This window comes from Cedecea lapagei (genome assembly GCF_900635955.1).
GTDB classification, from domain to species: Bacteria; Pseudomonadota; Gammaproteobacteria; order Enterobacterales; family Enterobacteriaceae; genus Cedecea; species Cedecea lapagei.
In genome coordinates, this window is sequence record NZ_LR134201.1 from 2883946 (window position 1) to 2896331 (window position 12386).

The window sequence follows — 12386 nt, forward strand, 5'->3', positions numbered from 1 at the left end:
CAAGTATGTTGGTACTTTTTGCCGGGTGTCGCCATCCGGTTTTTTTCTCCCTCTGCGTTAAACCTGATTATTTTTTAATCTCCCTGGTCTCATCTTCCTCTTTTCTTTCTCTCTATTCAGAATAGCCTGTCGATTTATTGCTCACTTTTCCTAAATGATGGCGAAAAAGTGTTACAGGTAATTATTTCGCCCCACTCCCCTGCGTATTATTGATATACTTAAGTCGCTTCACGATAAATCACGCATGAACCTCGCTAGCCGTTGTCTTTAAACACGTATAAAAGGGGTTATGATGGAAAAAAATAGTGATGTTATTCAGACTCATCCCCTCGTCGGATGGGACATCAGCACCGTCGACAGCTACGACGCTATGATGCTGCGCCTGCACTACCTGACATCCAATAATCAGAAGCACGATGAAACCGAGATCGGCCAGACGCTCTGGCTGACCACCGATGTCGCCCGGCAATTTATTTCGATACTTGAGGCCGGAATCGCCAAAATTGAATCCGGTGATTACCAGGAAAGCGATTATCGCAAGCATTGACCCCCCATGCTTAACAATAACCACAGGCACCCAATGGGGTGCCTTAATTCTATAACAAACAGCCGAAAAACGTGGTTTTCGGCTGTTTGGGGCAAACCAGAGGTCATGATTCATCGCTTTTATTAGACCGACGTACGGTTTTTTTAAATCAATGAACTTTGTCAGCCGTCTCAGGCACCCAAAGGGGTGCCTTTTTTATTTAAAGCGCCGCCGTCAATTGCATCATCCGGGTGAATTAATTACCCTGCTACAGATAATTTTCCACAGAGAAAAGCTTATGAACTACGACCTCATTATTGTCGGCAGCGGTTCCGTCGGTGCCGCTGCTGGCTGCTATGCCGCACACTCAGGCCTGAAGGTTCTGATGATTGACAGCGGCCACCCTCCTCACGATCAGGGCAGCCACCACGGCGATACTCGTCTGATGCGCCACGCTTACGGTGAAGGTGAGAAATATGTCCCGCTGGTGCTCCGCGCGCAGAAACTGTGGGATGCGTTGGCAGAAAGCAGCGGAGAAAATCTATTCCATCGCACCGGGGTTATCAACCTTGGGCCAGCCGACTCCCCCTTCATTCGCAACGTAGCCTCCAGCGCGGAAAAATTTTCTCTGCAGGTCGAAACGCTGGACGCGGCCGCCATTGCCGCACGCTGGCCGGAGATTGCGGTACCGGAAAACTACGTTGGCCTTTTTGAACCGGCTTCAGGCGTGCTGAAAAGCGAGCTGGCCATTGAGACGTACATCAACCTCGCCAAACAAGGCGGTAGCGCGCAGCTGTTTAACTGCAGGGTGACGGACATCCACCACGGCGAGGAAGGCGTGACGGTAGTCACCGAAGAGGGTGAGTACCACGGAAGCAAACTGCTGGTTAGCGCCGGCAGCTGGGTGAGTAAACTGCTGCCGTCGCTCCCGATAACGCCGGTACGCAAAATTTTTGCCTGGCATCAGGCCGACGGCCGCTACAGTGAGAACAACAAATTCCCGGCCTTTACCGCCGAAACCCCCAACGGAGACCAGTATTACGGCTTCCCGGCGGAGGATAATGAACTCAAGCTCGGTAAGCATAACGGCGGGCAGCTTATCGACGCGCCCGAACAGCGTAAACCCTTTGGCGCTGTCGCCAGCGACGGCTCGGAGGTGTTTCCCTTCCTGCGTGAGTTTTTACCGGGCATTGGCTGCTGCCTGCACGGCAAAGCCTGCACCTACGACAATTCGCCGGATGAAGATTTCATCATCGATACCCTGCCGGGCCACGACAACACCCTGATCATCACGGGGCTGAGCGGGCACGGCTTTAAATTCGCCTCGGTGCTGGGCGAAATTGCCTGCCAGTTTGCTCTGGGTCAAAAACCTTCGTTTGATTTGTCCCCGTTCGCACTTTCTCGTTTCAAAAAGGCGTAAACTCCGCGGTGGCGGGCCTCTCCGCCACCTTTACACCGGGGCTGAGATGATGCGTTTTATTCAATTTTTAACCCATAATATCCGTGAGCATTTTATTTTATATCTCATTCTCTGGGTAATTCTTGCACTATTGGATGTCGCTTATATCTATTTCCTTTAATTATTTTTCCTCGGGTTATATTGACAAATATTGACGAAAAAATAATTAAATATAGTTTCCTGGAAAATAATTCACGCCGAATAAATATCGCACATCATTAAATCACCCAATTTCTTCGCCTCCGCTGAAAGCGCCACCCGGGTTTTATTCAAAAAAATAGAAATACAATAAATATATGCTACTAAAGGAATATTTATGTTGATTTAACGTTAACAAAACGCCTATGTTTGACCTTATCTAAGAATATATGGACGCATAAATATGCAATGGCGAAACTCACCCGAACGCTATGGACATCTTTCGGTTCTGCTTCACTGGCTGATGGCCGCTACAGTGTATGGCATGTTTGCCCTCGGGCTGTGGATGGTCACGCTGGGCTATTACGACGTTTGGTACCATAAAGCCCCGGAAATACATAAAAGCATCGGCATATTATTAATGTCTGGGCTGGTGATACGTCTCCTCTGGCGCTTTATTTCGCCGCCTCCGCCGCCGCTAAAAAGCTATTCACGCCTGACCCGCTTCAGTGCGCTTATCGCTCATATTTTATTGTATGCGTTATTGTTCACCATTTTGCTGAGCGGGTATCTGATTTCAACGGCAGACGGTAAACCTATTAGCGTCTTTGGCTGGTTCGATGTTCCCGCGACGCTGACGGACTTCGGGGCTCAGGCCGACCTCGCCGGTAGCGTACACCTTTGGCTTGCGTGGAGCGTGGTGATTATTTCTCTGCTGCACGCCCTCGCCGCCCTGAAGCACCATTTTTTAGACAAGGATGCCACCCTCAGGCGCATGCTGGGGAAAGCATCCCGTTAACTATGGAGAGTAAGACAATGAAGAAAATCCTGCTGGGAGCCACCTTGAGCGCTCTGTTATTCACCGCCGGCTCAGCCGTCGCCGCTGACTACAAAATTGATAAACAGGGTCAGCACGCGTTTGTAAACTTCCGCATTCAGCATCTCGGCTATAGCTGGCTGTACGGCACCTTCCGTGATTTTGACGGTACGTTCACCTTCGACGAGAAAAATCCTGCGGCGGATAAAGTCAACGTCACCATCAACACCACCAGCGTTGACACTAATCACGCCGAGCGCGATAAACATCTGCGCAGCGCAGAGTTTCTTAATGTGACCAAGTTTCCGCAGGCCACCTTCGTCTCAACTGAGGTGAAGAAAGAGGGTGAGAAGCTGGATATTATCGGTAATTTAACGCTGAACGGCGTCACTAAGCCGGTCACGCTGGCGGCTAAGCTGTTGGGTCAGGGCAACGATCCATGGGGCGGCGTACGTGCAGGGTTTGAAGCTGAAGGAAAAATCAAACTGAAGGACTTCAATATCACTCAGGATCTGGGCCCGGCCTCCCAGGACGTTGACCTGATTATCTCTGTTGAAGGGGTACGCCAGTAAAAAGCGACTCCCCCGGTAAACCGGGGGAGATTTATTACTTCTCTGGATCAGGAATACCGAGCGTGGTATTCAGCATTCCGCGAGATTTATTAAAGATCTTATTTCCATTTTCACGGCCAGCGCGGCGGCGGCGCTGCTCTTCAGGAGATAAAGCCAGCTCATCGCGACACACCTCGCTACAGCAGCCGGAGAATTTCTCCGCGCAGGCAGGGCACTGAATAAACAGCAGGTGGCAGCCGTCATTTTTGCAGTTGGTGTGACTGTCGCACGGCGTACCGCACTGATGGCAATGGGCAATGACGTCGTCAGAGATACGCTCTCCCATTCGCTCATCGAAGACAAAGTTTTTCCCGACAAAACGCACCGGCAAACCTTGTTCGCGCGCGCGACGCGCATATTCAATGATCCCGCCTTCGATATGGTAGACGTTCTTGAAGCCGTTATGACGCATCCAGGCGCTGGCTTTTTCGCAGCGGATCCCACCGGTGCAGTACATGACAATTTTCTTATCCTTGTCGTCCTGCATCATATCAACGGCTTTAGGCAGCTGCTCACGGAAGGTATCGGCCGGGATCTCCACGGCATCCTCAAAATGCCCCACTTCATATTCGTAGTGGTTACGCATATCGATGAAGACTGCGCTCGGATCGTCGAGCATAGCGTTAACATCCGCCGCTTTCAGGTATTCCCCTACGTCACTGGCGTCAAACGTTGGATCATCAATACCGTCAGCGACGATACGATCGCGCACCTTCATGCGCAGCACCCAGAAGGATTTACCGTCGTCTTCAAGAGCAATATTCAGACGCAGGTTATTCAGCGCCGGATGAAAGGCAAAAAGCGCCTCGCGGAAGGCCTCAACGCGGCTTTCCGGGACGCTTATCTGAGCGTTAATCCCTTCATGGGCCAGATAGACACGACCAAACACGTTGAGGCTCAGGAACAGCTGGTAGAGCGCATCACGAGTCGCCTGCGGCTCTTCAATGGTAAAATATTTATAGAATGAAATGGTCGTGCGCGGCTCGGTTTCGGCAAGCATGCGCGCGCGCAGCTCCTCATTCGATACGCGGTTGTGTAACACTGGCATGGTGTTCGCTCGCAATCGTTGAAAAAAGTGGGCAGCATCATAAAGCAAATAACGGTTATTTACATCCCCGCGTTTTACGCTACATTCTCCTCACTCGTAGAGAGAAATAGCAACAATCGGTGAAATATCAGGCACTCTGCCGCCGGTAATTTTGGCTACGCGCCAAAAAATGCCACAATGGAATGATTAGAAGATCCGGCAATTGCCGTCACAAAGGTTTTACATGACGAACTTACCGCAATTCTCTCGTGCACTGCTGCACCCACGCTACTGGTTCACCTGGTTTGGTATAGGTTTTTTGTACCTGTTAGTTCAGCTTCCTTACCCGGTGCTTTATCGCATTGGCTGCGGGCTGGGCCGGCTGGCAAAACGTCTTATGAAGCGCCGCGCACAAATAGCCTACCGCAATCTTGAGCTCTGCTTCCCCGAGATGAGCGCCGAGAAGCGTGAGCAAATGGTGGTTGCCAACTTCGAGTCCGTCGGCATGGGGCTGATTGAAACCGGTATGGCCTGGTTCTGGTCCACCGAACGTATCAATAAATGGTGCCATTACGAAGGGGTCGATATCGTCAAGGGGATCGAGAAAACCGGCCAGGGGATTTTGCTGATTGGCATTCACTTCCTGACGCTGGAGCTCGGAGCCCGTATCTTCGGGATTAAAACGCCGGGCATCGGCGTGTACCGCCCAAACGACAACCCGCTGCTGGACTGGCTGCAGACCTGGGGACGCATGCGTTCCAATAAAAGCATGATAGACCGAAAAGACCTGAAGGGCATGATCCGCGCGCTGAAAAATGGAGACATCATCTGGTACGCGCCGGACCACGATTACGGCCCGAGAGGCAGCGAGTTTGTGCCGTTCTTCGCCGTTGAACAAGCGGCCACCACGACGGGAACCTACACGCTCGCCAAACTCTCCGGCGCCTGCGCCGTACCTTTTGTTCCCCGCCGCCTGCCAAACGGCAAAGGCTACGAACTGACGATTATTCAGCCTGAACTGAATCCGCCGCTCGAAAGCCCCGAGGAGACCGCACGCTGGATGAACAAGATCGTTGAGAAGTGCATTCTGATGGCGCCGGAGCAATATATGTGGCTGCACCGCCGCTTTAAGACGCGCCCGGAAGGCGTGCCAGACCGCTACCAATAACGCCTGACAGCCGCCTTTTCAGGCGGCTATTTTTGGCAGATCGTTTGATCGAAAAAGCCCTTCGGGTTGCCAGTTCAGGGCCACCAGGCGCATAATTAGCAGAGTAATTATTCCCTCTATTCTCGTTGGCCCTGGCAACTTCGGAGCGGTATGACTACCCCTGACAGCACTATCAACTGGAAGCGTAATCTGGCCGTCGTCTGGGTTGGCTGTTTCCTGACCGGCGCGGCCTTCAGCCTGGTGATGCCCTTCCTCCCGCTTTACGTAGAGCAGCTCGGCGTCACCGGCCATAGCCAGCTGAATATGTGGTCCGGGCTGGTCTTCAGCATCACCTTCCTGTTTTCTGCCGTGGCGTCGCCTTTCTGGGGCGGCCTTGCCGACTGCAAAGGGCGAAAGCTTATGCTGCTGCGTTCCGCGCTCGGCATGTCTATCGTCATGCTGCTTATGGGGCTTGCGCAAAATATCTGGCAATTTCTCGCGCTTAGGGCGCTGCTCGGCCTGCTCGGCGGCTTTGTGCCAAACGCCAACGCGCTGATAGCCACCCAGATACCGCGTCATAAAAGCGGCTGGGCGCTCGGCACGTTGTCAACAGGGGCTGTTAGCGGCGCGCTGCTTGGCCCGCTGATGGGAGGCCTGATGGCAGACAGCTACGGGCTACGATCGGTGTTTTTTATCACCTCGCTTGTGCTGTTCCTCTGCTTTGTTATGACGCTGTTCTTTATTCGCGAGTCGTTCAAGCCGGTCTCCAAAAAAGACATGCTGCATGTGCGCCAGGTTTTGACCTCCCTGAAAAATCCTCGCCTGGTGCTGAGCCTGTTTGTCACCACGATGATTATCCAGGTCGCTACCGGCTCTATTGCGCCTATCCTGACGCTCTACGTTCGTGACCTGGCGGGCAACGTCAGTAATCTGGCCTTTATCAGCGGGATGATTGCCTCCGTGCCTGGCGTAGCGGCGCTGATCAGTGCTCCACGGCTTGGCAAGCTTGGCGATCGCATTGGGCCGGAGAAGATCCTGATTGGCGCCCTGACGATCTCCGTCCTGCTGCTTATCCCGATGTCGCTGGTGCAGAACCCGTGGCAGCTCGGGATCCTGCGCTTCTTGTTAGGCGCCGCCGACGGAGCCCTACTCCCCGCCGTGCAAACGCTGCTGGTCTATAACTCGTCCAACCAAATCTCGGGCCGAATCTTCAGCTACAACCAGTCTTTCCGCGATATCGGCAACGTCACCGGCCCGCTGCTGGGCGCCGCCGTTTCCGCCAGCTACGGCTTCCGCACCGTGTTCCTGGTCACCGCCAGTGTGGTGCTGTTTAACGCCCTTTACTCATGGATGACTCTGCGCCAGCCCGCCGAGCGGCTACGAATTCCGGGAGAGTAAAGTCTCAGACTTGCATCTTTGCCAACAGCGTCAACAATTAACTGGAACTCGAAACGGAGCAGCCGCTCCCTGAGCTTTGCCATAGGGCTCCAAACTATAAGCACACCCGTAGTAGTTCCACGCATTTTTGGGAGATCCGGGTTTTCAGCCATCCGCCTGCACTCGTTCGGCGTAATGCTATTCAGGGTACTGAACAGATAAAAATCCAGGATTTCTGTCCGGTGCGTCCGGTTTCGACAAATTTCAGAACTGTAATGCTCTGGTGTTCCGTAAATCGGGCTTTACGTATGGCGATCTCCTTAGAGAATGTCGGAAGAGTGCTAAAAGTGAATGGTACGTTTTACCGGGATGCTTACAATAAAATCCCAACTGAGCATTTCAGGAGTGAAGAAAGCACCAGTAAAACCGATACCATCACCCACGTAATTTAGTAGGATGTATTCTTTATCATCATATGTTAATAGTTTATCTGAATGAACTAAATCCATTACCTGTTGATGTAGTTTATTTTTCTTTTTAGTTAGTCTTGCCATAAAATACCCTTTTTAAAATAGACGGGGTATTTATGAAAGATTTACTAAACAAAATTCGTATATTCTTGGCTGCAACTTTTAAAGTAATCGTTGTCACAGGGATATTAATAGCCATAATATTAACCCCTGCACTTTTACCTTGGAAATTATCCACTAACACAGTATTAGGTATAATTTCACTATCTTTGACAGTATTAGCAGGAACTGACTTTGTAAATAAGAATACAAAAGTGACATTTAAAAAAGACGGGAGTGAAAGTGACCTATGGTTAGTAATCAGCATAGCAATAGCTATTGCTGGTGTAATAGCTATTTTTAAAGATGACAAAACAGAATGCATAGATAAAGTAGCATACGGAATAACCGTATTAGTTCTTTCAATTATTGTTGGATTATCAACCTATAAAACATGTAAAGATAAAAAAGCCCCATAAGGGGCTTTTTTAACTTCCACCAACCATGTTCAATAGTACCTCCATCAGTTGCCCCAATGGAACTTGTATTACTACAATCCACGATCTTGTTTCTGCTTCTGTAGAGTTCTCACCATATGGCATACCTTTATCTCTCCATTGGCGTACTGTGGATTCGTCATAGCCATATTGTTTTGCCAATGCATTTAAGCCAATTGGTTTCATAAAAAATTCCTTATGCATGTTTTATGTATTATTTATTCATTTTTCGGCTCGGATATGCATTAATTTTTCAAATATATTTAAAATACTGCGTGGGCGAAAACTCGCAACCTGACCACTTCGGGGGAGGAACCATAGATATTTTTTAAATGTCTTATGACATATTTTGATAATGATTCTCATTTATAACCCGTAGCATAATATCTTTTTATTCAACAAAGCCGTAAATGGATTGAATACTCGCTTAATAAATTGATTTAATTTATTTCACATGATAAAATTTCATATCATAAAATCTTTAACTTCATAAACCAGCATTTTATTTACTTAATTGAGACTGCTCATGGATACAATTTCTATTCTACAAGTAATCAATAATAACTTTGGTGTAATCGGTACTATTTCCGCCTCAGTACTTACGGGATTAATTAGCATATGGGTTTTAAAAATAAATAATAAGCACAAGATAAAAGAGAACCAGCAGTTATTTGCACACAAAATTTTAGAACAAGACCTTCAAGAAAAAAGAAAGATTATTAAACCAGTGCTACAATACTTTGAATCTATTACACCGCCATCTTCAATCAGCTTTCACGAAGATGAAGAACAATTCAATATAATTTTAATGTCACATACAGATAGAATAAAAAAACACCTAACTGAGTTCCTTTCCAATTACACCATATACATGAACCAAGAAATAAATAACTCTGTGTGGGCATTATGTAACATGGCAACAAATATTGAAGCTATTGAACATTATAATTATGACGTTAACCGCTCTGATGTTGAGAATGAATACTCCACCTCTATGGAGGCATCTAAAGAGCTAAAAGAAATTAAAGTTCAAATTGAAAAACTGAAGAACATTCTTTATCACGAAATAAAAATAAAATCTATTGACGGCATTTATAAGAAATAAAACCTCAGCTTATTAGACTAGGGCTGGCTTATTATAACTTTGATAGCGGCACTTTGCGATAGCTAAAGTTATTTTGTTATACTCACCCTGCACAGCCCAGACACCAATACTTTCTAACATACCGTTGTTCGGTCTGTTCATTACTAAAAGAATGGCTTTCTCAGTATGTTTTGGCTCAGAACTGTAGAACGTGATGGATTCTATCTAATACTTGAAACGCCATTGGACACGGTACTGGAAGGATTGCATTACTTGTCTATCGAGGATTCAGTACATCAGCTACATGATTTAGATGGTTGATTTATTGGACAAAGGGAATTACCCTTTTAAGGATTTGATGTTAAAATGCCGCACCTCCCACGCTTAACACAAACATCCCCCAGGATATGAGAAGTACGGCATGGTGATTCTACTACATCAAAGAATAATATGAACATAGCAAATTGGAATCGAGAATTACTAACAGTAGTACTAATCCTACTTTTCCTTGTAGGGTTAGTTTTGATTAAAATATTACTTCACGGGAGTAGTCAATTGGAATGGGGATCAGTTAGTGATTTGGTTAGTGCCGCATGTAATATTGCTATGGCTGGGGCTGCTGTGTATGCTGCATGGAATGCCAACTCTTGGTTAGCTCAAAAACAATATGAATCTGCGTCAAAGCATATATCTAACTTATTAGAGGAGAGAGATAAAATAATAGTTGAAATTTCAACATTATATTTTGATATAGCAACACTGCATGGGCGTCAAGAAAAAATAATAGAGTTCACAACAAATGTTAGGAAACTTTCTGCTAGAATATTTCTCCTAAAAAAATCATTGGATGCTTGTAATCGCTGGAGTGTAAATGTCCCAAATAAGCTGTACGAGGATTATAAACTACTCCTAGAGTACTGCAATACCTGCTTAGATTTATCCATTATAGCCAATCCTAACAACAATCAACTTATTGTTAAGTTAGATGAACTAAGAGAAGAAATTAACAAAAACTCTGATTTTTTGAAAAAACGCATTGATGATATTTTTGTGTTCACAACTAAGCTTTGATCATAATGTTATTTGCCACACTTTGTGATCTATAGTTCGGTCTAATACATTTACTCAAATAACTCCCAAGCCTTATTGATATGAAAAATATAGAATTAATTCATTCATTAACTAAACTTTTTGCATTAATCATAATTACTGTAATAATTGTTTTTGTGATTTTGGGACTTCTTATTATTTTCCCTAGTAAGGATGCTTATTCGTTTAGCAATATTACTGATATATTAAGTGCACTATCAACTTTCGGTACACTTGTAGTTGCTTATATGGCGTATAAAGCAGCTCCTGACTGGTTCGCACAAAAAAGTTATGTAGTGGCTACCGATACAATAGATGAGATAATATATAAGGATTTAAAAAAATTAAAAACATTAAGTTATAAGTTAACAACTAATATAAAGGGGCTTTGTCATAGTTCAATTATGTCAATACAGGGCAGTAGCTTTACTCATACTATCGATTCAAACTTCAACGAAACATTGAATATTTTTATGGAATTTGAGAATCTGATCTTTTCAATGGAGGATAAAATCAAATCAATCGCTAGAAAAAAATATTTACTATCGAAAAATGCAAATGCAACAATCGATTTTATAAGTAATTCAAATAATGTATATCATAACATTCTTGATCAAATGGTTAATGCTTTAGCTGAAATACCATATTCAGACAAAAACCTTGAAGGGATTTTTAAAAAAATAAGAGAAGATACAACATCCAATCATGAGAAATTAAAAAATCATATTGATGAAATACATAAAAGCAACCAACCTCTTCATGATTTGATTTACTACACGCACAAAAATCGCGATGATTGAACTTAAAAAACATAACCTGATAGGTTATATGTTCAAACCTTTGTATTCACTCATATTCCTCGTTGATTCTGTTCATTACCCTTTGAATTGTTAATAGTGGTTCTGGATTCATTACCGTACTGAACTGAAAGAATTCATCATCCCCACATTTACTTAAATCGGGTAGTTCTTCTACCCGTCCTACATTGAATATTTCCCGCTCTCACGTTTTAGTACTACACGCATGTAGCGATCATAGTAAACTACTGAATGTAGTGGTTTACTGAATTTGGCCACCTGAATAGAGGTAATATGCTCATCTCAGAACAATACAGGTGCACCAATGAAACGAAGGAATTTTAGTCCTGAATTCAAACGCGAATCCGCTCAGCTGGTTGTCGATCAAAACTACACCGTCTCTGATGCTGCTAAAGCTATGGATGTCGGTCTTTCCACTATGACGAAATGGGTCAAGCAACTGCGCGAAGAGCGTCAGGGCAAAACACCAAAAGCCTCTCCGATAACACCAGAACAAATCGAAATACGTGAGCTGAAGAAAAAGTTACAACGTATTGAAATGGAAAACGAAATATTAAAAAAGGCTACCGCGCTCTTGATGTCAGACTCCCTGAACAGTTCTCGATAATCGGGAAACTCAGGGCGCGTTATCCTGTGGTTACTCTCTGCCACGTGTTCGGGGTTCATCGCAGTAGCTACAAATACTGGAAAAACCGACCTGAAAAGCCAGACGGCAAACGGGCTGTATTACGCAGTCAGGTATTTGAGCTACATGGCATCAGCCACGGTTCTGCCGGAGCAAGAAGCATCGCCACAATGGCCACTCAGAGAGGCTACCAGATGGGGCGCTGGCTCGCTGGCAGACTCATGAAAGAGCTGAGGCTGGTCAGTTGCCAGCAGCCGACTCAGCGGTACAGGCGTGGCGGTCATGAGCACGTTGCTATCCCGAATCATCTTGAGCGACAGTTCGCCGTAACAGAGCCAAACCTGGTGTGGTGCGGTGATGTGACCGATATCTGGACAGGTAAGCACTGGGCGTACCTTGCCGTTGTTCTCGACCTGTTCGCAAGGAAACCAGTGGGCTGGGCAATGCGTTCTCACCGGACAGCAGACTCACTATGAAAGCGCTGGAAATGGCATGGGAAACGCGCGGCAAGCCCATTGGAGTAATGTTCCACAGCGTCCAGGGCAGTCATTATACGAGCATGCAGTTCCGGCAGTTACTGTGGCGATACCGAATTAAGCAGAGTATGAGCTGGCGCGGAAACTGCTGGGATACTCATTCTAATATACTTTCAAATACCGGAT

At 46.3% G+C, this 12386-nt stretch carries 14 protein-coding genes and 1 pseudogene; 12 read left to right on the forward strand and 3 right to left on the reverse strand.

Going from position 1 to position 12386, the window contains the following annotated elements:
• The first annotated feature begins 292 nt into the window (after positions 1-292).
• The 5 genes from bssS to EL098_RS14005 all read left to right on the forward strand — a co-directional run bounded on the left by bssS (position 293) and on the right by EL098_RS14005 (position 3512).
• A complete protein-coding gene (gene bssS, locus EL098_RS13985) occupies positions 293-547 on the forward strand; it encodes a biofilm formation regulator BssS (protein WP_126358452.1) in 255 nt (84 codons plus the stop codon).
• Between the two features lie 277 nt (positions 548-824).
• Positions 825-1946 carry an N-methyl-L-tryptophan oxidase gene (gene solA / locus EL098_RS13990; RefSeq protein WP_126356824.1) on the forward strand — a complete coding sequence of 374 codons (1122 nt, stop codon included), beginning with the start codon at positions 825-827 and terminating at the stop codon, positions 1944-1946.
• 49 nt (positions 1947-1995) lie between these two features.
• Positions 1996-2106, forward strand: a complete 111-nt coding sequence (locus EL098_RS13995) for a DUF2770 family protein (protein WP_408609132.1) — start codon at positions 1996-1998, stop codon at positions 2104-2106.
• A gap of 261 nt (positions 2107-2367) precedes the next feature.
• Positions 2368-2922: a cytochrome b gene (locus EL098_RS14000; RefSeq protein WP_126356826.1), complete on the forward strand. Its 555-nt coding sequence runs from the start codon at positions 2368-2370 to the stop codon at positions 2920-2922.
• Positions 2923-2939: 17 nt separating this feature from the next.
• Positions 2940-3512, forward strand: a complete 573-nt coding sequence (locus EL098_RS14005; RefSeq protein ID WP_126356827.1) for a YceI family protein — start codon at positions 2940-2942, stop codon at positions 3510-3512.
• 34 nt (positions 3513-3546) lie between these two features.
• On the opposite strand, the gene trhO is transcribed toward EL098_RS14005, so the two are convergent.
• Positions 3547-4599 carry an oxygen-dependent tRNA uridine(34) hydroxylase TrhO gene (trhO, locus tag EL098_RS14010; protein ID WP_126356828.1) on the reverse strand — a complete coding sequence of 351 codons (1053 nt, stop codon included), beginning with the start codon at positions 4597-4599 and terminating at the stop codon, positions 3547-3549.
• A gap of 223 nt (positions 4600-4822) precedes the next feature.
• On the opposite strand from trhO, the gene EL098_RS14015 reads away from it, so the two are divergent.
• On the forward strand, positions 4823-5746 hold the full coding sequence (locus EL098_RS14015; RefSeq protein ID WP_126356829.1) for a Kdo(2)-lipid IV(A) acyltransferase: 924 nt from the start codon (positions 4823-4825) through the stop codon (positions 5744-5746).
• 150 nt (positions 5747-5896) lie between these two features.
• Positions 5897-7123, forward strand: a complete 1227-nt coding sequence (gene mdtG / locus EL098_RS14020; RefSeq protein WP_126356830.1) for a multidrug efflux MFS transporter MdtG — start codon at positions 5897-5899, stop codon at positions 7121-7123.
• 320 nt (positions 7124-7443) lie between these two features.
• Here mdtG and EL098_RS14025 read toward each other — a convergent pair whose 3' ends face one another.
• Complete coding sequence (locus EL098_RS14025) at positions 7444-7656, reverse strand: class I SAM-dependent methyltransferase (protein ID WP_232012219.1); 213 nt, start codon at positions 7654-7656, stop codon at positions 7444-7446.
• Between the two features lie 32 nt (positions 7657-7688).
• Here EL098_RS14025 and EL098_RS14030 point away from each other — a divergent pair, with 32 nt between their 5' ends.
• Positions 7689-8090 (forward strand): hypothetical protein, encoded by a 402-nt coding sequence (locus tag EL098_RS14030; protein WP_126356831.1) that lies wholly within the window; start codon positions 7689-7691, stop codon positions 8088-8090.
• Between the two features lie 9 nt (positions 8091-8099).
• Here EL098_RS14030 and EL098_RS14035 read toward each other — a convergent pair whose 3' ends face one another.
• Positions 8100-8294 (reverse strand): hypothetical protein, encoded by a 195-nt coding sequence (locus tag EL098_RS14035; RefSeq protein WP_126356832.1) that lies wholly within the window; start codon positions 8292-8294, stop codon positions 8100-8102.
• Between the two features lie 340 nt (positions 8295-8634).
• On the opposite strand from EL098_RS14035, the gene EL098_RS14040 reads away from it, so the two are divergent.
• The 4 genes and pseudogenes from EL098_RS14040 to EL098_RS14055 form a co-directional block, all read left to right on the forward strand.
• The gene (locus EL098_RS14040) at positions 8635-9213 is read left to right on the forward strand and encodes a hypothetical protein (RefSeq protein WP_126356833.1); all 579 of its coding nucleotides are present in this window, start codon (positions 8635-8637) and stop codon (positions 9211-9213) included.
• 429 nt (positions 9214-9642) lie between these two features.
• On the forward strand, positions 9643-10263 hold the full coding sequence (locus tag EL098_RS14045) for a hypothetical protein (RefSeq protein WP_164716864.1): 621 nt from the start codon (positions 9643-9645) through the stop codon (positions 10261-10263).
• A gap of 80 nt (positions 10264-10343) precedes the next feature.
• Positions 10344-11081, forward strand: a complete 738-nt coding sequence (locus EL098_RS14050) for a hypothetical protein (protein ID WP_126356835.1) — start codon at positions 10344-10346, stop codon at positions 11079-11081.
• A gap of 322 nt (positions 11082-11403) precedes the next feature.
• A pseudogene (locus EL098_RS14055) lies at positions 11404-12355 on the forward strand (IS3 family transposase); the annotation flags it as partial.
• Positions 12356-12386 lie beyond the last annotated feature (31 nt).

Excerpts from the sequence above, each read along its gene's own strand:
- bssS (WP_126358452.1), top strand. The coding sequence starts at position 293 with ATGGAAAAAAATAGTGATGTTATTCAGACTCATCCCCTCGTCGGATGG.
- solA (WP_126356824.1), top strand. The coding sequence starts at position 825 with ATGAACTACGACCTCATTATTGTCGGCAGCGGTTCCGTCGGTGCCGCT.
- EL098_RS13995 (WP_408609132.1), top strand. The coding sequence starts at position 1,996 with ATGCGTTTTATTCAATTTTTAACCCATAATATCCGTGAGCATTTTATT.
- EL098_RS14000 (WP_126356826.1), top strand. The coding sequence starts at position 2,368 with ATGCAATGGCGAAACTCACCCGAACGCTATGGACATCTTTCGGTTCTG.
- EL098_RS14005 (WP_126356827.1), top strand. The coding sequence starts at position 2,940 with ATGAAGAAAATCCTGCTGGGAGCCACCTTGAGCGCTCTGTTATTCACC.
- trhO (WP_126356828.1), bottom strand. The coding sequence starts at position 4,599 with ATGCCAGTGTTACACAACCGCGTATCGAATGAGGAGCTGCGCGCGCGC.
- EL098_RS14015 (WP_126356829.1), top strand. The coding sequence starts at position 4,823 with ATGACGAACTTACCGCAATTCTCTCGTGCACTGCTGCACCCACGCTAC.
- mdtG (WP_126356830.1), top strand. The coding sequence starts at position 5,897 with ATGACTACCCCTGACAGCACTATCAACTGGAAGCGTAATCTGGCCGTC.
- EL098_RS14025 (WP_232012219.1), bottom strand. The coding sequence starts at position 7,656 with ATGGCAAGACTAACTAAAAAGAAAAATAAACTACATCAACAGGTAATG.
- EL098_RS14030 (WP_126356831.1), top strand. The coding sequence starts at position 7,689 with ATGAAAGATTTACTAAACAAAATTCGTATATTCTTGGCTGCAACTTTT.
- EL098_RS14035 (WP_126356832.1), bottom strand. The coding sequence starts at position 8,294 with ATGAAACCAATTGGCTTAAATGCATTGGCAAAACAATATGGCTATGAC.
- EL098_RS14040 (WP_126356833.1), top strand. The coding sequence starts at position 8,635 with ATGGATACAATTTCTATTCTACAAGTAATCAATAATAACTTTGGTGTA.
- EL098_RS14045 (WP_164716864.1), top strand. The coding sequence starts at position 9,643 with ATGAACATAGCAAATTGGAATCGAGAATTACTAACAGTAGTACTAATC.
- EL098_RS14050 (WP_126356835.1), top strand. The coding sequence starts at position 10,344 with ATGAAAAATATAGAATTAATTCATTCATTAACTAAACTTTTTGCATTA.